We start from the raw sequence: 21,547 nt of genomic DNA, 5'->3' as shown, positions 1-21,547 counted from the left end.
AATTTCTTTTTCTTTCTTCGTTATATGTGCTTATGAATTTGTTAAACTCAACTAAGCCAACAATCATAACAATAAGAAACAGAGCAAGGAATGAATATTTATTCCATGCAATACAACCAACTACAGTTGTAATGAATATAAGTCCTGTAAGACTTCTTTTTATGAATTCCGTCAAAGTGTACTAATTACGTCGCTTTGAATTTAGTAATTATCTCACAAAAGAGTAATTCTAGGCTTCTTCGGATTCGTTAGTTATTTCCTTTGGAGATTCGATTCCTTGTTCCTCACTACTTTCTTTTTCGTCAGTATTTCCTTCAGGTGTTTTTTCTTCAGATGTAGATTCTTTCTTTTTAGCTTTCGCTTTGGATACTTTTTTAGAGCCAGAAAGTCGGTTTTCTTCTGCCCACGGTCTTTGTCCGAATACTTTTTCCAGATCTTCTTTGTAAATCACTTCTTTTTCAAGTAACACAGTTGCTAATGCGATTAATTTGTCTTTGTTCTTCTCTAGTAGATCAAGTGTCCTCTCATAATTTTTCTCCACAAATAGACTTACTTCTTCATCTATTATTTGTGCGGTTTGCTCGCTATATGGTTTACTGAAAGAGTATTCACTACTTCCGCTAGAGTCATAAAAACTTACATTTCCAATTTTGTCGTTTAACCCATATACACTTACCATCGCATAAGACTGTTTGGTTATCTTTTCTAGATCACTGAGCGCACCAGTGCTGATTTGATTGAAAATCACTTGTTCAGCAGCTCTTCCTCCAAGCGCAGCGCAAATTTCGTCTTCCATTTGAGCCGTGGTTGTAATTTGCCTTTCATCCGGTAAGTACCAAGCTGCTCCAAGAGATTGCCCTCTTGGCACAATAGTAACCTTTACCAGTGGATGTGCATGCTCTAGTAACCAGCTTACAGAAGCATGACCGGCCTCATGGTATGCAATAACTTTTTTCTCTGCAGGGGTAATGATTTTGTTTTTCTTTTCCAACCCACCAATAATCCGATCAACGGCATCAGAAAAATCTTCTTTTTCTACTTTCTTTTTGTTTTTTCTTGCGGCAATTAATGCTGCTTCATTGCAAATATTTGCGATATCTGCACCCGAAAAGCCAGGTGTTTGTCGACTCAAAAGTTCAACGTCTAATTTTTTATCCAGTTTTAATGGCTTAAGATGTACATTAAATATTTCTTGACGCTCATTAAGGTCAGGCATGTCAACATGTATCTGGCGATCAAATCGTCCTGCTCTAAGTAAGGCTGAATCTAATATATCTGCCCTGTTTGTTGCGGCAATAATGATCACACCAGTATTGGTGCCAAATCCATCCATTTCGGTTAAGAGTTGATTCAAGGTGTTTTCCCGTTCATCATTTGCCCCTTGCGCTGCGTTTTTACCACGAGCTCTACCAATAGCATCTATCTCATCAATGAATATTATTGATGGTGATTTTTCTTTAGCTTGTTTGAAGAGATCGCGTACTCTTGAAGCACCTACACCAACAAACATCTCAACAAAGTCAGATCCAGATAAAGAAAAGAAAGGGACTTGTGCCTCACCCGCCACGGCTTTTGCTAGTAATGTTTTTCCTGTACCTGGAGGTCCAACTAAAAGAGCTCCTTTGGGAATTTTAGCACCAAGATCAGTGTATTTCTTAGGGTGTTTAAGAAAGTCAACAATTTCTTTAACTTCAATTTTTGCTTCATCTAAGCCCGCAACATCCGTGAAAGTAATGTTAACGTTAGTGTCTTTATCGAACAGAGTTGCTTTGGATTTTCCAATATTGAAAATCTGACCACCACCACCTGATCCACCAATTCGTTTCATGATAAAAATCCAGATTCCTACCATGATTAATATAGGAAGTAGCCAGCTTATAATATCTCCACCCCAATCTTTCTTGGTTTCATAACTTATGTCAATTTGGTCCTCTGGACTAAAACTTTCTTGGGCATTATCAAGTTTTTTTTGGAATATCTCTGGAGAGCCTATCATTATTTTATAATGCGGGCCTCGAGCAGAATTCTTACCATTATTAATGTCGTCATATTGAGTATCTGATAATTTGTCGCTCAGAATATATACTTCGGCATGTTCTTTATTTACAATTACTATTTTCTCAACATGCTGTCTATCTAGCATGTTTCGTTTAAATTCTTGGAAATTTATTTCTTTGATTTGAACACTCCAGCCAACAAAATTGAGTACAAGGAAGAGCAAAGCAACCGCTAAGTAGATCCAATAGAAATTAAATGGTTTATTGTCTTTCTTTTTTCTAACTGGACCTTTCTTGAGATTGGTCTTTTTGTTTTTAGTGTCTTTTTTGTCAGTCATCTTGTTTTTTTATCTTAGGTAATAGCGGGTGTCGAATTAGAACCTAAATGAAATTTGCGTTTAAGTTATTCGATTTGAGTTATAAGCGCATCTGCCCAAAGATCCTCAATATTGTAAAATGTTCTAGTTTCTTTTTGAAAAATATGTACTACAATGTTAACGTAATCTAATAAAACCCACTCCGAGTTTCCTGTACCTTCTTTTTGCCATGCTTTTTCGCCTGTATTTTTCCTAACTTCTTCTTCAACAGAATCTGCAATGGCATTTACTTGTGTGTTTGAATTCCCATGACAGATGATAAAATAGTCGCAAACAGAATTATTTAATTTTAATAAGTTCATTGAAACAATCTCTTCTGCTTTTTTCTCTTGCATGCCTGATATTATGGCATTAATTAATTTCTTTGCACTTGTAGACGGTTTGGTCGTGGCCATATTTTAAATAAACATCTAATTTAACTAATCTTTCTCAATGAGTATTACAATCGGTAGTGAGATCCTTCATCTGGATACTGTTTACTCAACTAATAGTTACCTCTTGGAATTAGCGGAAAAAGAATCTGTTAACGAAGGCTTGGTCGTTGTCGCTCAAGATCAGACCAAGGGGAGAGGACAACGCCATAATATATGGGTTTCAGAACCTCTGAAAAATATAACACTTAGCATACTTGTTTACCCTAACATCGATATTTCTGACCATTTTTTCTTAAATAAACTTATTTCTATCGGTTTGGTTGATTTTATTAAAGACTTAGTTGACATGGATGTAAGCATTAAGTGGCCAAATGATATATATGTTGGTGACGGAAAGATAGCAGGGATATTAATTGAAAGTAAAGTATCGGGTAAAAATGTAAGCTCATCAGTATTGGGATTAGGAATAAATATTAATCAAACGGAATTCGATTCATCATTACGAAACCCTACATCTGTTTTTAATATTACAGGTAGATCAATAAATATTGATACTTGTATTTCTTCCCTTTGTAGGAGTTTAGAAACGCAATATGCTAAGCTGAAAGGAAAGAATAAGAGTGAAATAGAAGAACAGTATGAGTCTTTATTATATCGAAAAAATACTTTCCATGAATATGTAATTCTTGGGAAAGTATACATAGCTAAAATATTAGGAGTAGATCCAATAGGAAAGCTAATTCTTCAATCCAATACAGAGGAAATGTTTCTATGTGACTTAAAGGAAGTGGAGTACCAAATTTAATGTCTTATGATGGCGACCAGTTTGATGGATCCTCTCGCCATTCTTGCAATGATTCAGTATTCCCTGACGAGACATACCCAAGATTAGCGGCTTCTTCGATAAGTACTTTGTAATTTGATAAAACTTTTAATTCTACATCTGATTTGGTAAAATTATCTTTGGCAATTTGAAAGCCATATGTAAAGATTGCCGTCATCCCAATAATTTCAGCTTTGGCTTCACGCAAAGCGTCTACAGCGTTTAGACTACTCATTCCTGTAGAAATCAAATCTTCTACTACTAATACTTTTTGTCCTTCTTTTAGTTCACCTTCAACCATATTTTGTAATCCATGGCCTTTAGATTTTGCCCTTACGTAGACAAAAGGAAGATTTAATACATCAGCTACTAGTACACCTAAAGCAATTCCTCCAGTTGCAACACCAGCAATTACATCTGGTTTTTCAAAAGATTCGTTGATTTCGTCGACGAAGCATTGTGTCATATACTCTCTGATCTCTGGATAGGAGAGGACTTTTCTGTTGTCACAATAAATTGGAGATTTCCATCCCGAAGCCCAAATAAATGGGTTTTCACTATTGACTTTTATTGCTTTTATTTGCAATAGGTAGGCAGCCACTTTTTGGGCTCTTTGTTCAGCATTCGACATAACGTAAATGTATAAAGTTTTTATCAACGATCGATCAGTTTTTTTAACGGATATAGACGGCTTAGAAGTGTTTACCGGCGATTACCTGTGCTATAGTTGTGACGCTAAGGAGGAGTTGAAATTTCTCTATGAGGAAATAGTTTCTGAGGAGACGGGAGATAGTGCTGTGATTATCTTGAATGAGAATGTGAAAGAGCTAATTAAGGATTTCGAATCTTTATTCGTTCGGATCGACGCTGCTGGAGGAGTTGTGCACAATGATAAAAAAGAGATGCTATTTATTCACCGTTTAGGCAAATGGGATTTACCGAAAGGTAAATTAGAAGTGGGTGAAAATATTACAGAATGTGCTGTGAGAGAAGTGCAAGAAGAATGTGGTATTACAGATCTTAAGATTATAATGGAAGCCGGGATAACTCGTCATACATATGTTTTAGAGGGCGTGCCGATTTTAAAGTACACATATTGGTATGCAATGGAATGTAGCCAAGAGGATGAACTTATTCCTCAACAAGAAGAAGGTATTACTGAAGTAAAATGGATTCCTAAGGACGGTATTGCTGAAGTGATTAAGGATACTTATCCTTCTATTAAGGATTTACTGAGTTAGTCTCCTCCCTCTAGTAAATTATCAAACAAAACTTGAATGTTTGCACTTGGCCTTTTTGCAGGAGAGCGAATAAACTTTCCGTAAGGGTCGATTAAGTAGTAGATAGGAATAGACATTACGGCGTACTTGTTTTTTAACGACTCCGAATTCCCCATATGAAGGAACGTCCAGTCATATTTATTTTCACCCAAGAACTTCTTCATTACATCATAGTCTTTATCGATGGAAATGCTAATAAATTCAATTCGATCACCATACTTCTCTTCCAGACTTTTCATCATTTTCATTTCTCTTAAACAGGGTACACACCAAGTGGCCCAGAAATCAATATAGACGTATTTACCTTTGAAATCGCTAAGAGAAACCATGTTCCCGTTTTCGTCCAATAAGTCGAAAGCATGAGCTGGAGATCCTACCATGTTCTTTTTAATACCGATAATTATATTCCGCGCAATTTCTTTATGCGTCTCAGATAACCCATGGTCTGCAATTTGGTTTAGTATTTTCAGGATGCCGTTTTTTAATAGTACAGGGCTATTTCGGTTCTCGAATAATCCGAATAATATAGCTGCTTCTCTTAGCTTAGGTGTGTTATAACCTAATTCTCCAGCCAGTACTTCATTTATTTTTTCTAAACTTTCATCAATATTAATAGCGTCGACAAAATTTGAATTGTATAAAGCGATAGATCCCATTCTTTTACCATAATACTGGCTAAAAAAATTCATGTATTGATTGTTGTAAAAGGATATCGCATGTGGCTTCACGTACTCATCATACAAATCTTGCTTGCTCTTCCCTCGAGCTATTTCGATTTCTCCAATGCTGTATTTTAAATATACTTTGAAGTAGGCATTCCCTTTGCCTCCAAACTTTTCATTGGCATTAATTTTAAAGGAATCCACTTTCGTTTTTAAAATCCGATATGCACCCCTCATGAATAGACCGTAATTATCGTCAATGAAATCATCCCGAAAAATATTAAAATCGCTAATAAGAGAATTTAAATCATCGTCAGTCCCGTTGTCTATTAATAGCGATACGAAAGCTGAATTGCTTAATGTTTTAGGAGTGGTTTTTGGTGTTTCTGGGAATGAAACTATATAAGTTCTATCTGGTGATATATAAATATTTGCGTTTACGCTACCTATTCTAAGTGCACATTTTATTGTGTGTTCTGTGTCAAATGCAACTTCGAAATTTCCGTTTTCGTCAATTAGACTTTTTGAGCTAATTTCTTCTAATCCCGATATATAATCTTTCTTTTGAACTATCGAAATAAATTGTCCTTTATAACTTTCTGCCTTGCCCTTAATTGTAACATTCTGGGCCGACGAGTTGAAATTAATTCCCAATAAGATTAGAAGTACTGGAATTAGATATTTAAACATTCAAATCCACTTGTGATGAAACAAACTGAGAGGCATCTCCGCCGGATTTGATTATCTCTCGAACAATTGTAGAGCTAATCGCAGAATGCTCTTGGTTTGACAACAAAAAGACGCTTTGAATATTTTTATTCATCGCTTCGTTCATATACGCAATTTGTCTTTCGAACTCAAAGTCTGCGGATGTTCGTAATCCTCGTATAATATAATTAGCTCCAATCGAATCGCAAAACTCAACGGTTAAACCTTCGTAGCTTTTTACACTAATTTTTGAATCAGCGATAAATATTTTTTCAATCCAATTTATTCTTGTTTCTATAGGAAAGAGGTAATTCTTAGTTGTATTTACTCCAATAGATATTACGATTTTATCGAATATATAAGATGCTTTCTTGATGATAGCTTCGTGACCTGTAGTAATTGGATCGAACGAACCCGGAAATATTGCAATTTTCTTTTCCATCTATGCTAGTTTGATATTTTAAAGATAGTATTTGTTATGCTGAAAAGATACTCATACGGACATCGCCGTATTTTCTTTCTTCCAAAAACTGTTCCTTTTTCGAAAAGTCATTTCTCTTCGAGTGTTCAAAGACTAGAATTCCATCTTTGCTGATTATCCCGGACATTAATATATGATCCAATATTTTACCTAAATTCCTTATCTCATAAGGAGGATCGGCATAAATAATATCATAAGATTCTTTTCTTCTTTCGATGAACCTAGATACATCGCTGCGGAATACTCGAATGGTCTTAATGTCCCAACCCTTACTTACTTGTTTAATATAACTGGTGCATTTATAGTCTAAGTCAACCGCAGTTACTTGCTTTGCGCCCCTTGATGCGAATTCATAAGCCATATTTCCGGTGCCACTATATAAATCCAGTACGTTGCAGTTTTCGAAATCATATCGATTGTCCAATAGACTAAACAAGCCTTCTTTGCCATAATCTGTAGTAGGACGAACCGGTAAATCTTTTGGGGGATTGAATTTTCGGCCTTTTAGGCTTCCTGAAATTATTCGCACACGTAATTGTTTAGGAGTATGAAATGTTCATGATCTTCTATTTCATTGAATACATAGGAGAAATCAACCGAATGTAATCGTTTACCTAATACTACATTTCTAACATAATTTAAAAGAGTATTATGTAATTCTGTTATGCCGTTAGGTGCACCAAACAGTTGCAGTGAAATAGTCTCTGGGTTTAGGTTTAATTGTTCGAATGCGAACAAAATGAAATACAAGATATCTTCATTTTTAGTGTAATCAAATCGATTGATAAATAATAAATTCTTGCCTTGGATTACAACTAAATGGAAGGAATCGCTATCTATACTTGCAAAGCAATTTAGTTTTTCCTCGTTCTTATGCCTTTGAATAAGAGATTCTATAAATGCCGTAGAGAAATGATTAAACTTAATATTCTCAAATTGTTTGAAGAATATATTATTGATATCAGAATCAACGCCGTAGATAACTTTGGCACTTGCACTATTTAAATTGTCTGTTCGGATTTCGATTCCGTCCTCTTTGCCATTGACAAATGCTAAGTATTGAGACTTGTTTTTTTCTTCATAGAGAGCGCTAGGGACAATCGTACTAGTAGATTGATTCGTGAAAGCTTGTACTGAGCCGAATTTGTTTTGAAATAAATCTTGGTGGAGAATCTCCACCAACTGCAAGTTATTTGAAAATCCGATTTTTTGAAGACCTACATACTTGTTGTTGTATGTATCAAAAATGCTAGCGGTAAAGTGTCTTGGGGTAAGAAGAATGTTTAAACGGCAATCAGCAACCATATTTGGCTGAAAAGCATCGTCAATAAGATCGATATTAGGCTTTATATTATTCCCAATTTCCACTGGTTGAAGTTTCCGTCATGGATCCAACTTGTAGCCCTTCTTCAAAGTCGATATTCTCGTTCTTTGTGTTTAGATTGTTATAGATGGCTCCGTAATTAGCAAATGCCATAAACACTTTTACTTTTACTTTTCCTTTTTCAACCTCTCCAGCATCTAGAACAAATTCTTCGTTGTCTCCAAATGGAATTAATCTCATTGAATCGAGTGGGTAGGGTGCAGCGAAAATGGAATCTCTAATGCTAACAAAAGATGTATCTCTAGTAACTAAGCCATGTGCCACTGCCACAGAATCTTCCAAGTCTCCTTTTTGTAAGATAACCAGAAAGCTATCGTTTTTAATGCAATCTAAAAGTGAATCGAAATTGTTTGCGTAATAGCCTTTAACCGTTTTGTAGGCGATCTCTGCAGTTCTAATATCGATTAGATTTTCTACAACAACATCTCTTCTTGCTCTTGCATTCGTTTCAAATTCTACTTTGCTTTGAATGCTGTTATATACCAAATAGGATAATCCAATTATAGCAACTAACAATGCTGCCTGAATGCCTTTTTTCATACTATGCCTTAAAAATTTAGTTGGGTAAAGCTACAATTTTTTGATAGTATTTCATGCCTTCTTAAGCGATGATGTAATAAAAAGAAAGGAGATTGGAATTAATCTAAGCCTCCATGTGTTTGATAAGCTCATCACCAAATTCTGAACATTTCAGTAATGTAGCACCGCTCATTAAACGTGCGAAATCGTAAGTAACACGTTTGTCGCCGATTGCATCTTCGATACCTTGAACAATTAAATCCGCGGGCTCTTGCCATCCTAAGTGCTCTAGCATAAGAACGGCAGATAGGATTAATGAGCATGGATTTACTTTGTCTTTACCAGCGTACTTTGGAGCAGTTCCATGTGTAGCTTCAAATATTGCGTGACCGGTTTTGTAATTAACATTAGCTCCTGGCGCAATGCCTATTCCGCCCACAGCAGCTGCTAGTGCATCTGAAATGTAATCTCCATTAAGGTTCAGCGTTGCTATTACAGAGTAGTTTTTTGGTCTTAATTCAATTTGCTGAAGGAACGCGTCTGCTAAAGAATCTTTAATGATCACTTTGCCATCTTCAATTGCCTGGTTTTGGGCATTGTTTGCTGATTTTGCCCCATCTTTATCCATTATCTCGTCGTACTCTTCCCAAGTAAAAACGTGCGGTCCAAATTCATTTCGAGCGAGAGCATAACCCCAGTTTTTAAAGGCTCCCTCTGTATATTTCATTATGTTTCCTTTGTGAACTAATGTAACAGAAGGTTTTTTGTGCTTAATCGCATATTTGATTGCTGCTCGGATTAGTCGCTCTGAACCTTGTTTAGATACTGGCTTAATACCTATTGAGGAAGTGTCAGGAAACCTAATCTCTTGTACCCCCATTTCTTCTCGTAAGAATTTAATTACTTTATTACATTCAGGAGTACCAGACATCCACTCTATGCCAGCGTATATATCTTCTGTGTTTTCTCTGAATATTACCATGTCAATCCAGTCTGGATGTAGCATAGGAGAAGGGACGCCTTGAAACCATCTAACCGGTCGAATGCAAGTATATAAGTCTAGTTTTTGTCTTAGGGCTACGTTAAGAGACCTCATCCCGCCTCCAATTGGTGTGGTTAAAGGCCCTTTAATAGCAATTAAGTTTTCTCTTATAATTTCAAGGCTAACTTCTGGAAGCCATTCATTAACTGTATTAAACGCTTTTTCTCCAACGAGAATTTCTTTCCATTCAATCTTTCTATCAGTACCGTATGAGATTTCGATTGCACGATCAATTACTTTTTTAGCAACAGGCCAAATATCGGCACCGATTCCATCACCTTCGATAAAAGGGATAATAGGGTGGCTAGGCACATTTAGTTTACCACCTTCCGCTACAGTTATCTTTTCTCCTGCCATAATTGAATTTTATTTGTAATGTAATTTCGCTATATCAACGAATTTAAAGCCAATACGTGCTTATCCTAAAATAGATTTATTATATCTCCGAAATAGGTAATTGTACAACAGATATCGACTATATGATTACGTAAAAATACATCTTGTGTTTATTTCTATTGCCACAATTTGACGATTTGTAATGTAAATATTGAAATAGGTCTGATTTCTAATGCGTAAGATGAAAGACTACCTTATTTAATATATAGCGTCAAATTAATCTAGTAAGTAACTTCAAGATCTAGTTTCTTCTGTAATTCAAGCATTTTAGGATTCTTTTCTGCAAGCTTCTTGAACTTGTCCATAGATGTATACAGGGTAGCTTCTTCCTTAGCTTCCGTAATCGTAATTATTAAATAGAGCGCATAGTTATTTAGCTTTTTTCTAAGCTCCTCAAGTAATTCTGTTTTTTCTACATTGATAGACTCCTCTTGAACTAGATTGTTGATGACTATTTCTATGCCATAATCATCATGAATTATAGGTTCTTTCTTTTGAAGTGTATTATAGAGATTGATTTTTCCTCCTTCTTTATATTTTTCGACTGAATCATTCCATGCTTCCATAAACTCTTCACGCGTAAATGGCGTTTCAGGTTCTTCTGTTAAACCCTCTTTATCTTCAGCAGCTTTGCTGTTCATGATATTTGAAATGGAAACTGAGCCTTTTCTTTTTCTATCCGTTACCGAAGGTGGGGTATTTACCTTAAAAGATTGTTTTTGAACAGGCTCTTCTTTTTTGAGGTCTAGATTCGATCCAGTATTAACCGGTGTCTCTTGAATTTTCGCTTTTTTAGTTTGTTGTTCTGGAACTGGAATAGTCGATTCAACCGTAGGGCGAGATAGTTCCTTTTTAGGAGCTTCTGTAATTACGCCAGTATTAACTTTTTTTTTTACAATGTTTCTTCTAGTGATGAAGATGAGGCACAGCTCAACATGTAAACGTTGGTTCTTACTCATGCGATACCCCACATCACATTTGTTAAGTAAATTGAGGATCTCTACTATCTGATCGGGGTCAAATAGCTTAGACTGCTCAAAGATTGATTTCTTAACACTATTATCTGTTTCGATCAAATTAAGTGTAGAAGGGTCTTGTGCAACTAATAGGTTTCTAAAATGATTGGCTAGCCCTACAATAAAATGTTGGCCATCAAATCCTTTTCTTAATATTTCATCGAAAGTGAGAAGAGAAGAAGAAACATCCTTTTCCTTTATCGCATTGCAAACTTTAAAGAAGTATTCATCGCTTAAGATGTTTAGATTCTCAATAACATTATCGTAAGTAATGTTCTTCCCTGCAAAGCTCACCACCTGATCGAATATTGAAAGCGCATCTCGCATAGCGCCATCTGCTTTTTGACCAATAGTATGTAGCGCTCTCGGCTCGGCCTCTATCGACTCCTTTTCGCAAATGGTTTTAAGTTGTTCCGCTATATCATTAACTCCAATTCGGCTGAAGTTGAAAATTTGACATCGCGACAGTATTGTAGGGATGATTTTATGTTTCTCGGTTGTCGCCAAGATAAACATCGCATGTTCTGGGGGCTCTTCTAATGTTTTAAGGAAAGCATTAAAAGCTGCTTGAGACAGCATGTGAACTTCATCAATAATATAAATTTTCTTATCTCCGATTTGAGGAGCTAATCTTACTTGGTCTACAAGACTTCGAATTCCATCTACTGAATTGTTTGAAGCAGCATCTAGTTCGTAAATATTTAAAGAATGTCCTTCGTTAAACGAGTTACACGATTCACAATCATTACAAGCTTCAATGTTTTCGGATTTGGCAATGTTAAAACAGTTAACTGTTTTGGCTAAAATCCGAGCACAACTGGTTTTTCCGACTCCTCTTGGACCGCAAAAAAGAAATGATTGTGCTAGATGGTCGTTTTTGATTGCGTTTTTAAGCGTGCTTGTAATGCTTTTCTGGCCTACTACAGTGCTAAATGAAGATGGCCTATATTTGCGAGCAGAAACAACAAAACTTCCCATGGGCTTAACTTGTCGACGTTTTTGACAGTCTGACAAATATACTACAAAGGGAAGTTTTATTTAGTAATTGCTAGTTATAATTTACATAAGTGGCTGTCGGTTATAATTATTAACATAGGGACGTTAAATAAAAGGTGTTTCGTTTGAATTTATTCAATTGTTTGTTAACTTTGCCGCCCTGTTTTTAGGAAATTAGCAGAATTATAAAATAGAGATTTAGATGGCTAGAAGATACGAAGTAGTGTTTATAATGACTCCAGTTCTTTCCGATTCGCAAATAAAAGATTCGGTAAAGAAGTACAAGAAACTATTGAAAGATGGTGGAGCAAAAGTAGTTCACGAAGAAAACTGGGGGCTTAAAAAATTGGCTTACCCAATTCAAAAGAAATCAACTGGATTTTATTACTTAATAGAATTCGAAGCAGAAGGAAGTTTAATCGATTCTTTCGAAGTTGCGTTTACACGTGATGAGAAAATTATTAGATTCCTTACATCTAGAATGGATAAGCATGCTGTTGCTTATGCAGAAAAGAAAAGATTGAAAAAGGCTGAAGCTAAAAACGAGCCTCAAGAAGAAAAACAAGCAGAAAACGCTTAATTAATTTAGAAGCTATGGCAACGGTAGATAATTCGACATCTGAAATAAGATATTTAAATCCTCCAGTAATTGAGGTAGAGAAGAACAGGTATTGTAGATTCTCTAAAGGACGAATCAGGTTTATTGATTATAAAGATGGTAAGTACCTTCTTAAATTAGTTAATGAGCAAGGTAAAATTTTACCTAGGAGATTAACAGGAACTGCTACAAAGCACCAGAAAAGAGTAAGTCAAGCGATTAAAAAAGCGAGACATTTAGCCTTATTGCCATACTTGGCAGATATGTTGAATAAATAATGGAAGTAATACTAAAAGAAGACGTCGAGTATCTTGGTTTCAAGTACGATTTAGTTAAAGTAAAGGATGGCTATGCTAGGAATTTTTTAATTCCTAATGGTTCAGCTGAACTTGCTACTGAATCAATGAAGAAGCAAAGAGAAGAAACATTACGTCAAAGAGAAGGTAAAGAGTCTAAACTCAAAGAGGCTGCTCTTAAAACCGCTGAATTGTTATCAGGTACTGAACTTGTAATATTTGCAAAAGCAGGAGATAAAGGAAAAATCTTTGGTTCTGTTACAAAAACTCAAGTTGCAGATGCTGCTGCAAGACTAGGACACAAAATCGATAAAAGACATTTGTCTATCGGTACTGGAGCAATTAAAGAAATTGGCAAGTATACTGCTACTGTTAAATTGCACAGAGAAGTTTCTACCGAATTTACTTTTGAAGTAAAGAAAGAAAAAGGGAAGAAGTAATCTTCTTCTAAAAGAAAAAAAAGACAGGTGTAAGCCTGTCTTTTTTTTTATACATATTATACTATTTCTATATAAATTTAATAAAGACTTCTTATATGAATACATATAAAGATTACATCCAGGAGATCAAAGATCGAAAAGACCAAGGGCTTAACCCTAAACCAATCGATAGTGGCGAATTGCTAAGCGAAATCATTTCGAAAATAAAAGATTTGGATAACGTAGATAGAGAGGCTTCTCTTAACTTCTTTATCTATAATACACTACCAGGAACAACCAGTGCAGGTGGTGTAAAAGCTAAGTTTTTAAAGGAAATCATTATAGGGGAATCTGTTGTAGAAGAAATTACGGCAACTTTCGCCTTTGAATTATTGTCTCATATGAAAGGTGGGCCTTCAATTGAGGTTCTACTTGATCTAGCTCTAGGTAGTGATGCATCTATTGCAAAAGAAGCTGCAAGTGTTCTTAAAACACAAGTTTTTCTTTATGAGGCGGACACTGATCGATTAGAAGATGCATTCAAAAACGGTAATGAAATAGCTAAGGAGATTATAGAAAGTTACTCTAAGGCTGAGTTTTTTACTGAACTACCAGACGTAGCTGAAGAGGTTACTGCTGTTACTTATATTTTGGGTGAAGGTGATATTTCAACTGATTTATTATCTCCAGGTAACCAGGCTCATTCACGATCAGATCGTGAACTGCATGGTAAATGTTTTGTTTCTCCAGAAGGGCAAGAAGAGATTAAGGCATTGCAAGCACAGCATCCAGGCAAGAGTGTGATGTTAATTGCAGAGAAAGGAACTATGGGTGTTGGTTCATCAAGGATGTCGGGTGTAAACAACGTGGCTCTTTGGACAGGTAAAGAAGCAAGTCCATATATTCCATTTATTAAATATGCTCCAATCGTTGCTGGAACAAATGGAATTTCTCCTATTTTCCTAACAACTGTTGGTGTTACTGGAGGGATTGGAATTGATCTTCAAAACTGGGTTAAAAAGCTAGATGCAGAAGGTAATCCTATTCGTAACGAAGATGGAGAGGCTATTTTGGAGGAAGTATACTCAGTTGCGACAGGGACTATCCTTACAATTAACCTGAAGAAGAAGAAGCTTTATAATGGCGATCAAGAATTGAAAGATATCTCGGCGGCTCTTACTCCTCAGAAGTTAGAATTCATTAAGGCTGGTGGTTCATACGCTATCGTATTTGGTAAAAAACTTCAATCGTTTGCATCGAAAGCTTTGGGTATCGAACTTGTATCCGTATTTGCTCCTTCAAAAGAAGTATCTCATGAAGGTCAAGGTCTTACTGCAGTGGAAAAAATATTCAATAGAAACGCTGTTGGTACAACTCCAGGTAAAGTTTTACATGCGGGATCAGATGTTCGTGTGGAGGTGAACATCGTTGGATCGCAGGATACAACAGGTCTTATGACTTCTCAGGAATTGGAGTCTATGGCTGCTACAGTTATTTCTCCGATTGTTGACGGTGCTTACCAATCAGGTTGTCATACTGCTTCTGTATGGGATAGCAAATCGCAAGCAAATACGCCTAGACTAATGAAGTTCATGAATGACTTTGGTCTTATTACTGCTCGTGACCCTAAAGGCGAATATCATTCGATGACAGATGTAATCCACAAGGTTCTTAACGATATTACGGTAGACGACTGGGCAATCATCATCGGTGGTGATTCTCATACAAGAATGTCTAAAGGTGTTGCTTATGGCGCTGACTCAGGAACAGTTGCACTTGCGCTTGCTACTGGTGAAGCATCGATGCCAATCCCGGAATCTGTTAAAGTAACGTTCAAAGGGGATATGAAGGACCACATGGATTTCCGTGATGTAGTTCATGCCACACAATCTCAAATGCTTAAAAAGTTTGGTGGAGATAATGTATTCCAAGGTAGAATTATTGAAGTGCATATTGGTACTCTTCCTGCTGATCAAGCATTCACGTTTACTGATTGGACAGCAGAGATGAAAGCAAAAGCTTCTATTTGTATTTCAGAGGATGCTACTTTGATTGAATCTCTAGAGATTGCGAAAGGTAGAATTCAGGTCATGATCGACAAGGGCATGGACAATAAGAAACAAGTTCTTCAAGGATTGATTGATATAGCTAATAAGAGAATCGATGAAGTTAAATCGGGAGAGAAACCAGCTTTAACTCCAGATGCAAATGCGAAGTATTACGCTGAATTTGTTGTTGATCTTGATGTGATTGTTGAGCCTATGATTGCTGATCCAGATGTGAACAACGATGATGTCTCTAAACGTTATACACACGATACTATTAGAGAGTTATCAGAATATGGTGGAGATAAAAAAGTAGATCTTGGTTTTGTGGGTTCTTGTATGGTTCATAAAGGTGATATGAAAATTGTATCTCAAATGCTTAAGAATATAGAGAAACAACAAGGTAAAGTTGAGTTTCATGCTCCGTTAATCGTTGCAGCACCTACTTATAACATCATTGATGAACTTAAGGCTGAAGGCGACTGGGATATATTACAGAAGTACTCTGGTTTCGAATTAGACGATGCTGCACCTAAAGCTGTAATCAGAACTGAATATGAAAATATGATGTATTTGGAACGTCCAGGTTGTAATCTTTGTATGGGTAACCAAGAAAAGGCAGCCAAAGGAGATACTGTGATGGCAACTTCAACTCGTCTTTTTCAAGGAAGAGTCGTTGAAGATTCTGAACGTAAAAAGGGAGAGTCTTTACTCGCTTCAACACCAGTGGTAGTCTTATCTGCGATACTAGGCCGAATTCCTAATATGGATGAATACAAGTCTGCTGTGGTAGGTATTAACTTAACAAAGTTCTCACCTACACTGAAGAAGATGTGTTCGTAATGTATTTTTGAAAAGCTAATTCAAATTTAAAAATGTGGTTAGAATTATTTCTAATCACATTTTTTTGTTCTAGTAATTGGGGTCTAACATGCTGTTTTTGAATAGAGTTTGGTCTTTCTTTCTATTGAAGATAAGATTGGCATGTAAGTTGCTTGCTGGGTGGTTTTAGAAATGATGCCTATATTAGGTGTTGAATAAAACTAGTTAAACATTAAATAATTTATTATGAGAAGAATAAGTACAATAGTATTGGCCTTAATGCTTGTAAGTGGACTGTCTTATGCCCAAGATTACAAGGCATTTAAATGGGGGCTTGGAATAGGATATGCCATACCAGGAGGTGAAGGTGCTGGAGGGGGATTTCTGTTAGATATGGAGCCTGCGTATCGTTTAAGCGATGCAATTGCAGTTGGTCTGAGAGTGCAAACGGCATTAATGGTTGCAGGGTCCATAAGTGATGACGGTACCGTGACCTCAGGAAAAATAAGTGCTGTTAAGTCGTATGTTGCAACTGGACAGTATTACTTAATGGATGACGGATTTAGACCGCATGTTGGACTAGGATTTGGTGTATATAGAGTAGCTTCTATAGCTGCTACTTCCACGGGCGCGGGTATTGGTTTTGATAACAAGATAGGTTTGCCCATACGTTTAGGATTTGATGCAGGTCATTTTACTTGGCTGTTTGAGTATAATCTAGTTGCTGGAAGTGATTTGGATGTTACGGCTGGTGATATAGATAAAATAAACAACAGTTACATGGGAATTAAACTTGGCGGTTTTTTCGGCGGAGGAAAGAAGTAGCAGATTGAAATATTTGCAATATTAAAAGGCAACCAATTGGTTGCCTTTTTTATTGCCTTTAAATCGGGAAATGCATAGTCGAATAAGGGATCGTTTTGTTATTTTTGTTTCCATATCAATTGAAAACCAGACAAAATGAAATTAGGAAGAATTATATATTTGATTAGCGCCATCACTTTTGTTCAATTAAGCATGTTGAACAATGTAGCTCTTGCCCAAGAGGAAGAAGATGAAGGTTATGGAATGTCAATATCGGGAGGTGTTGGTTTTGGAAATTCGCGTGATATTAAAGGTTATGACGCTGGTAGGCCTGATTCAAAAATGTCGATGGTATATCATGTAGATGTAGATAAGAATTTTACACCAACGTGGAGTGGTGGTTTGGCCTTGGCTATGCGAAATGCACAATCTACTAATACCGCTTTAGTTGAAGGTGTAACAAAGAACCTAACTAGAAAAATTGGTGTTTATGGAATTAATGCGAGAGTATTATATAACCTTAGTTCAGATAGTAGGTACGACTTTACACTTGGTGGACGAGTTGGGTACATGATATTTAATTATCGATACGATAAGGAAAGTTTTGAGCCTACCGAAAACGATGAGACAAAGAATAAACTTAACATCGCGCCAACGATAGCATTTAAGGCATACTTGGGTGGAGATTTGGCAATTAAGGCAGACTTAGTTATTGCAAAGTATCCATACACATTTGGAGTAGGACTTAGCTACCGTATTGGTGGATAGACGCGTTGCCAATTCTTGGGCATTTTACGATTGGGCTAATTCGGTTTACCCTTTAGTAATCATGTCTACCCTTTTTCCGATTTATTATGCTGGTGTTACCTCTAACAACGATGGAATTGTTGCCATTCTTGGAATGGAAATGTCGAACACGCAGCTCTTTGATTATAGCCTGTCCTTTGCCTATTTACTTATCGCATCTATTTCTCCTCTGCTTTCTGGAATAGCCGATTATGCAGGTAAGAAGATGTTTTTTATGAAAATATTCTGTTACCTCGGAGCTTTAGCTTGTGGTGCAATGTATTTCTTTACCGCAGATAATTTAACCTTTGGTATAGTTTGTTTAATTCTATCTACAATAGGGTTTTCTGGAAGTATCGTATTCTATAATTCTTATTTACCGCTTATCGCTGCTCCTGAAGAACAGGACAGGCTGAGTGCAAAAGGTTTTTCTCTTGGTTATTTGGGCAGTGCATTGCTACTATTGTTTTGTTTGGCTATGGTTATGTATCCTGCAACTTTTGGAATTGACAATGCATCTACTTCGATTCGAATCTCGTTTCTTATTACCGCAGTATGGTGGGCTGGTTTTAGTCAAATTGCATTTAGAGGATTGCCCAAGGATGAACCATTCGGTACTTTTAATGAGAAACTGACCAAGGGGTACCAGGAAATGAAAGTGGTTTGGAGAGAGATTAAAACCTCTAAAATATTGGTGCGGTATTTACTGGCCTTTTTTGTTTTCAATATTGGTGTACTTACCATAATTACTGCAGCTACACTGTACGGAAAGATTGAGTTAAAATTAGAGGACACAAACCTTATTATAACGATCATCTTAATTCAGTTTGTAGGAATTGCTGGTTCGTATGGATTTTCTTTTTTATCAGAGAAGAAAGGCAATCTGTTTGTTCTTTCTATTTTAATGGTTATTTGGATTGGAATATGTGTTGGCGCTTATTTTACGCCAGAGAAGAGTCCAATGCATTTTTACATTTTGGCGAGCGTAGTGGGGTTTGTTATGGGCGGCACGCAATCTTTAGCACGTTCTACTTATGCTAAATTATTACCAGTGGGTAAGTCGCATGCATCTTACTTTAGCTTTTTCGACGTGTGTCTAAAAGTAGGAGTTGTAATTGGAATGATGATGTTTGGTTTAATCGAGGCGGCAACGGGAAGTTTACGGTATTCAATATTGGCTTTGTTGGTATTCTTTGTAATCGGGTTTGTGGTAATTCAAACAATTCCCAAAGATGAAAGGTTAAGCGCTTAACCGATTGCTCGTTGCTGAACTTTGTACTTATTTAGCAAATCGGTCCAGTTCCATAAAAAGTTAACAAGTATCTCTGTAAGTTCTTTTAAGAAAATCGGATTCGGTGTGTTTAAATGCTGAAAGTGAGCTTTTTGAAAATCGTTTAGTTCACATCTGTAGAATATTGCTTTGGCCATTGCACTAGCAATTTCCTTTTCGCTCATTCCTTCTTTCAGATCAATTATATATTCTTCGTAATGCAGAATAGAATCTTCTGTAATGTTAATGTCGTGGTTTTCGAAAACGAATTTACGGATAGACACTTCACGCATTCTGTTCAATTGTTCGAGTGGGAAATAATGATGCATGTGCTGCAGGTTACCAGCAAAGATTATTTGCATAAACCATTGGATATCGTCTTTGGAGATATTTGGCGAAGTAGCGAATTCCGATTCGGAGTTAATGAAATCAACTACTTCGGGGAAACCTTCTTCAGATACTTCGATTAGAGTTCTTACGAAAGAGTCGGAAATCCTTGATTCGTCTATTTTTTTTCGGAGAAAAGATTTAATAAGGTTCACGTTCGCGGTTCTACTTGTTTGTTAACACAAAACTAGTGAGATAATACCAACGTGTTAGTTGCTTGCTACCTAAAGTTATTAATAGATGACTGTTAATTAAACAGTTACTAGATTGTTTATATGCCCGTGTAGCTGTGTGGCGTAATGAGCTTTAGCTCAGTTTTTAACGCATCGGTAATGTTTAATCCATCAATAAAAACACCCAACGACTCTTGATTAACATGGCTGTTTTTTCGAGTAAGTTCTTTTAATGCCTCGTACGGTTTGGGGTAACCTTCTCTTTTAAGAACGGTTTGAATTCCTTCCGCTGCAACGGCCCAATTATTATCTAAATCTCTATTGATTTCGTCTTGGTTTAAAATCAATTTGTTAAGACCTTTTGTAAGCGACTTCATAGAGATTAACATGTGTGCTAATGGTACGCCAACATTTCGTAAAACAGTAGAATCTGTTAAATCACGTTGTAATCTAGATATAGGAAGTTTGGCTGCAAAGTGTTCAAGGATAGCATTGGCCAAACCTAAATTGCCTTCAGAGTTTTCGAAATCAATGGGGTTTACCTTGTGTGGCATAGCCGACGAACCTACTTCGTTTGCAACGATTTTTTGTTTGAAGTAATTCATTGAGATGTACATCCAGATATCTCTATCTAGGTCGATGAAAATATTGTTAAGCCTTTTAAAGCCATCAAATAGTGCGGCGAGGTTATCGTAATGCTCAATTTGAGTTGTAGTCTTCGATCTTTTAAGACCTAAATCAGCTACGAAATAATTAGAAAAACTAATCCAGTCAATAGAAGGGTAGGATACGTGATGTGCGTTTAAATTACCTGTTGCTCCACCGAATTTGGCAGAGTAAGGAATGCTTTTTATTTGTTCTACAACTGCTTCAATCCGTTCAATAAATACTAGTATTTCTTTTCCTAGTCGAGTTGGGGAAGCTGGTTGACCATGAGTTTTTGCCATCATAGATACGTCTTTCCAATCGTTGGATAGATTCTGTAATAACTCTACAACGCTGTTTAGCATCGGATCCATTACTTGTTCTATACCTTCTTTTAGAGAAAGTGGAATTGCCGTATTGTTTATATCCTGTGAGGTTAATCCAAAATGGATGAATTCTTTGAATTCTTCTAAGCCTAATTTGTCGAATTCTTCTTTTAAGAAATATTCTACGGCTTTAACATCATGATTTGTGATTGCTTCAATGTCTTTAACTGTCTTCGCGTTTTCTAATGTGAAGTTTTGATAGATCGCCCTAAGTTTGTCGAACAAGGATTTGTCGAACGATTCCAATTGGGGAAGCGGAACGTTTACAAGTGCAATAAAATATTCTACCTCAACCAGTACGCGGTATCGAATTAATGCAGCTTCAGAAAAGTAAATTCCTAAATCATCCGTCACTTTTCTGTATCTCCCATCAACAGGAGAAATTGAGCTTAAAATATCTATATTCATAATCGTTTTATTAGTCGGCAAATTTACGACAATTGTACCAGCGTTTTGATTAGATAGTACAGGAATTATTTGAATATAATATGTTAGAGGAAATTAAAAGAGCATATAGGTCTTATGTGAAAGCGCATCAGCTTATAGTAGAGGATGGCTTTTGGAAATACTTGATTGTACCCGGAATAGCATTTTGTTTGTTATTTGTTATAGTCGCATACATAGCCTCGATATTATCCTCAACTGTCATTGGCTACGTAGATGCGTCTCTCAATTCTGTTCAGTTCGATTGGTTCGTATTGGTTTATCTTTTTAAAGCCATTCAATATATCGTTGCCTTCTTTGTTAAATCATCCTTGTTGATTTTGTTTTTCTGGGGGTACAAGAACTTCTTGCTAATAATGATGTCGCCTCTGTTTGCTTTTATTTCGGAGAGAACGCATCAGCAATTAACAGGAAGGA

At 36.3% G+C, this 21,547-nt stretch carries 22 protein-coding genes; 10 read left to right on the top strand and 12 right to left on the bottom strand.

The annotated features are described in order from the left end of the window. Positions 1 to 229 precede the first annotated feature (229 nt). Positions 230 to 2,335, bottom strand: coding sequence for an ATP-dependent zinc metalloprotease FtsH (gene hflB / locus HRT72_00760; GenBank protein ID NQY66247.1), 2,106 nt, complete (start codon positions 2,333 to 2,335; stop codon positions 230 to 232). Between the two features lie 65 nt (positions 2,336 to 2,400). Beyond that, positions 2,401 to 2,769, bottom strand: coding sequence for a ribosome silencing factor (rsfS, locus tag HRT72_00755; protein NQY66246.1), 369 nt, complete (start codon positions 2,767 to 2,769; stop codon positions 2,401 to 2,403). 37 nt (positions 2,770 to 2,806) lie between these two features. Here rsfS and HRT72_00750 point away from each other — a divergent pair, with 37 nt between their 5' ends. After that, positions 2,807 to 3,553, top strand: a complete 747-nt coding sequence (locus HRT72_00750) for a biotin--[acetyl-CoA-carboxylase] ligase (GenBank protein NQY66245.1) — start codon at positions 2,807 to 2,809, stop codon at positions 3,551 to 3,553. Between the two features lie 4 nt (positions 3,554 to 3,557). Here HRT72_00750 and HRT72_00745 read toward each other — a convergent pair whose 3' ends face one another. Next, positions 3,558 to 4,202: an orotate phosphoribosyltransferase gene (locus HRT72_00745; GenBank protein ID NQY66244.1), complete on the bottom strand. Its 645-nt coding sequence runs from the start codon at positions 4,200 to 4,202 to the stop codon at positions 3,558 to 3,560. A gap of 7 nt (positions 4,203 to 4,209) precedes the next feature. Here HRT72_00745 and HRT72_00740 point away from each other — a divergent pair, with 7 nt between their 5' ends. Next, complete coding sequence (locus HRT72_00740; protein ID NQY66243.1) at positions 4,210 to 4,812, top strand: NUDIX hydrolase; 603 nt, start codon at positions 4,210 to 4,212, stop codon at positions 4,810 to 4,812. On the opposite strand, the gene HRT72_00735 is transcribed toward HRT72_00740, so the two are convergent. The 7 genes from HRT72_00735 to HRT72_00705 all read right to left on the bottom strand — a co-directional run bounded on the left by HRT72_00735 (position 4,809) and on the right by HRT72_00705 (position 12,037). After that, positions 4,809 to 6,203, bottom strand: coding sequence for a TlpA family protein disulfide reductase (locus tag HRT72_00735; protein ID NQY66242.1), 1,395 nt, complete (start codon positions 6,201 to 6,203; stop codon positions 4,809 to 4,811). The two genes, HRT72_00740 and HRT72_00735, sit on opposite strands and share 4 nt — an antisense overlap. Continuing rightward, a complete protein-coding gene (coaD, locus tag HRT72_00730; protein NQY66241.1) occupies positions 6,196 to 6,663 on the bottom strand; it encodes a pantetheine-phosphate adenylyltransferase in 468 nt (155 codons plus the stop codon). The genes HRT72_00735 and coaD overlap by 8 nt, the downstream gene beginning before the upstream one ends. Before the next feature lie 34 nt (positions 6,664 to 6,697). Then, positions 6,698 to 7,231 carry an RsmD family RNA methyltransferase gene (locus tag HRT72_00725; GenBank protein ID NQY66240.1) on the bottom strand — a complete coding sequence of 178 codons (534 nt, stop codon included), beginning with the start codon at positions 7,229 to 7,231 and terminating at the stop codon, positions 6,698 to 6,700. Then, complete coding sequence (locus tag HRT72_00720) at positions 7,222 to 8,070, bottom strand: DUF3822 family protein (GenBank protein ID NQY66239.1); 849 nt, start codon at positions 8,068 to 8,070, stop codon at positions 7,222 to 7,224. The genes HRT72_00725 and HRT72_00720 overlap by 10 nt, the downstream gene beginning before the upstream one ends. Then, positions 8,054 to 8,626 carry a hypothetical protein gene (locus HRT72_00715; protein ID NQY66238.1) on the bottom strand — a complete coding sequence of 191 codons (573 nt, stop codon included), beginning with the start codon at positions 8,624 to 8,626 and terminating at the stop codon, positions 8,054 to 8,056. The genes HRT72_00720 and HRT72_00715 overlap by 17 nt, the downstream gene beginning before the upstream one ends. A 103-nt stretch (positions 8,627 to 8,729) precedes the next feature. After that, the gene (gene icd, locus HRT72_00710) at positions 8,730 to 10,004 is read right to left on the bottom strand and encodes an NADP-dependent isocitrate dehydrogenase (protein ID NQY66237.1); all 1,275 of its coding nucleotides are present in this window, start codon (positions 10,002 to 10,004) and stop codon (positions 8,730 to 8,732) included. Positions 10,005 to 10,264: 260 nt separating this feature from the next. Then, positions 10,265 to 12,037, bottom strand: coding sequence for a DNA polymerase III subunit gamma/tau (locus tag HRT72_00705; protein NQY66236.1), 1,773 nt, complete (start codon positions 12,035 to 12,037; stop codon positions 10,265 to 10,267). Between the two features lie 220 nt (positions 12,038 to 12,257). Between HRT72_00705 and HRT72_00700 the strand changes: the two genes are divergently transcribed. The 7 genes from HRT72_00700 (at position 12,258) to HRT72_00670 (ending at position 19,077) form a co-directional block, all read left to right on the top strand. Then, positions 12,258 to 12,635, top strand: a complete 378-nt coding sequence (locus HRT72_00700) for a 30S ribosomal protein S6 (protein NQY66235.1) — start codon at positions 12,258 to 12,260, stop codon at positions 12,633 to 12,635. Between the two features lie 14 nt (positions 12,636 to 12,649). After that, positions 12,650 to 12,931, top strand: coding sequence for a 30S ribosomal protein S18 (locus tag HRT72_00695; protein ID NQY66234.1), 282 nt, complete (start codon positions 12,650 to 12,652; stop codon positions 12,929 to 12,931). Beyond that, positions 12,931 to 13,389, top strand: a complete 459-nt coding sequence (locus HRT72_00690) for a 50S ribosomal protein L9 (GenBank protein NQY66233.1) — start codon at positions 12,931 to 12,933, stop codon at positions 13,387 to 13,389. The genes HRT72_00695 and HRT72_00690 overlap by 1 nt, the downstream gene beginning before the upstream one ends. 95 nt (positions 13,390 to 13,484) lie before the next feature. After that, positions 13,485 to 16,256 carry a bifunctional aconitate hydratase 2/2-methylisocitrate dehydratase gene (locus HRT72_00685; protein ID NQY66232.1) on the top strand — a complete coding sequence of 924 codons (2,772 nt, stop codon included), beginning with the start codon at positions 13,485 to 13,487 and terminating at the stop codon, positions 16,254 to 16,256. A 225-nt stretch (positions 16,257 to 16,481) separates the two neighbouring features. Beyond that, positions 16,482 to 17,060, top strand: a complete 579-nt coding sequence (locus HRT72_00680) for a hypothetical protein (protein ID NQY66231.1) — start codon at positions 16,482 to 16,484, stop codon at positions 17,058 to 17,060. A gap of 135 nt (positions 17,061 to 17,195) precedes the next feature. Continuing rightward, positions 17,196 to 17,807, top strand: coding sequence for a hypothetical protein (locus HRT72_00675; GenBank protein ID NQY66230.1), 612 nt, complete (start codon positions 17,196 to 17,198; stop codon positions 17,805 to 17,807). Continuing rightward, positions 17,797 to 19,077, top strand: coding sequence for an MFS transporter (locus HRT72_00670; GenBank protein NQY66229.1), 1,281 nt, complete (start codon positions 17,797 to 17,799; stop codon positions 19,075 to 19,077). Before HRT72_00675 ends, HRT72_00670 begins: the two co-directional genes overlap by 11 nt. Here the strand turns inward: HRT72_00670 and HRT72_00665 are convergent. Together HRT72_00665 and purB are read right to left on the bottom strand one after the other, a co-directional pair. Next, the gene (locus tag HRT72_00665; protein NQY66228.1) at positions 19,074 to 19,637 is read right to left on the bottom strand and encodes a hypothetical protein; all 564 of its coding nucleotides are present in this window, start codon (positions 19,635 to 19,637) and stop codon (positions 19,074 to 19,076) included. The genes HRT72_00670 and HRT72_00665 overlap by 4 nt on opposite strands. A gap of 116 nt (positions 19,638 to 19,753) precedes the next feature. Continuing rightward, entirely contained in the window at positions 19,754 to 21,094 is a 1,341-nt protein-coding gene (purB, locus tag HRT72_00660; protein NQY66227.1) for an adenylosuccinate lyase, read from the bottom strand. An 80-nt stretch (positions 21,095 to 21,174) separates the two neighbouring features. Here purB and HRT72_00655 point away from each other — a divergent pair. After that, the coding region (locus HRT72_00655) for a hypothetical protein (GenBank protein NQY66226.1) at positions 21,175 to 21,547 on the top strand (373 nt) is incomplete at its 3' end.

The organism is Flavobacteriales bacterium, assembly GCA_013214975.1.
Taxonomy (GTDB): domain Bacteria; phylum Bacteroidota; class Bacteroidia; order DT-38; family DT-38; genus DT-38.
This window is presented reverse-complemented; position numbering and strand designations above follow the sequence as displayed.

Coding starts and splice junctions, on each gene's coding strand:
- rsfS (NQY66246.1), bottom strand. CDS start 2,769: ATGGCCACGACCAAACCGTCTACAAGTGCAAAGAAATTAATTAATGCC.
- hflB (NQY66247.1), bottom strand. CDS start 2,335: ATGACTGACAAAAAAGACACTAAAAACAAAAAGACCAATCTCAAGAAA.
- HRT72_00680 (NQY66231.1), top strand. CDS start 16,482: ATGAGAAGAATAAGTACAATAGTATTGGCCTTAATGCTTGTAAGTGGA.
- HRT72_00690 (NQY66233.1), top strand. CDS start 12,931: ATGGAAGTAATACTAAAAGAAGACGTCGAGTATCTTGGTTTCAAGTAC.
- coaD (NQY66241.1), bottom strand. CDS start 6,663: ATGGAAAAGAAAATTGCAATATTTCCGGGTTCGTTCGATCCAATTACT.
- HRT72_00695 (NQY66234.1), top strand. CDS start 12,650: ATGGCAACGGTAGATAATTCGACATCTGAAATAAGATATTTAAATCCT.
- HRT72_00750 (NQY66245.1), top strand. CDS start 2,807: ATGAGTATTACAATCGGTAGTGAGATCCTTCATCTGGATACTGTTTAC.
- purB (NQY66227.1), bottom strand. CDS start 21,094: ATGAATATAGATATTTTAAGCTCAATTTCTCCTGTTGATGGGAGATAC.
- HRT72_00740 (NQY66243.1), top strand. CDS start 4,210: ATGTATAAAGTTTTTATCAACGATCGATCAGTTTTTTTAACGGATATA.
- HRT72_00745 (NQY66244.1), bottom strand. CDS start 4,202: ATGTCGAATGCTGAACAAAGAGCCCAAAAAGTGGCTGCCTACCTATTG.
- HRT72_00735 (NQY66242.1), bottom strand. CDS start 6,203: ATGTTTAAATATCTAATTCCAGTACTTCTAATCTTATTGGGAATTAAT.
- icd (NQY66237.1), bottom strand. CDS start 10,004: ATGGCAGGAGAAAAGATAACTGTAGCGGAAGGTGGTAAACTAAATGTG.
- HRT72_00700 (NQY66235.1), top strand. CDS start 12,258: ATGGCTAGAAGATACGAAGTAGTGTTTATAATGACTCCAGTTCTTTCC.
- HRT72_00675 (NQY66230.1), top strand. CDS start 17,196: ATGAAATTAGGAAGAATTATATATTTGATTAGCGCCATCACTTTTGTT.
- HRT72_00705 (NQY66236.1), bottom strand. CDS start 12,037: ATGGGAAGTTTTGTTGTTTCTGCTCGCAAATATAGGCCATCTTCATTT.
- HRT72_00685 (NQY66232.1), top strand. CDS start 13,485: ATGAATACATATAAAGATTACATCCAGGAGATCAAAGATCGAAAAGAC.
- HRT72_00715 (NQY66238.1), bottom strand. CDS start 8,626: ATGAAAAAAGGCATTCAGGCAGCATTGTTAGTTGCTATAATTGGATTA.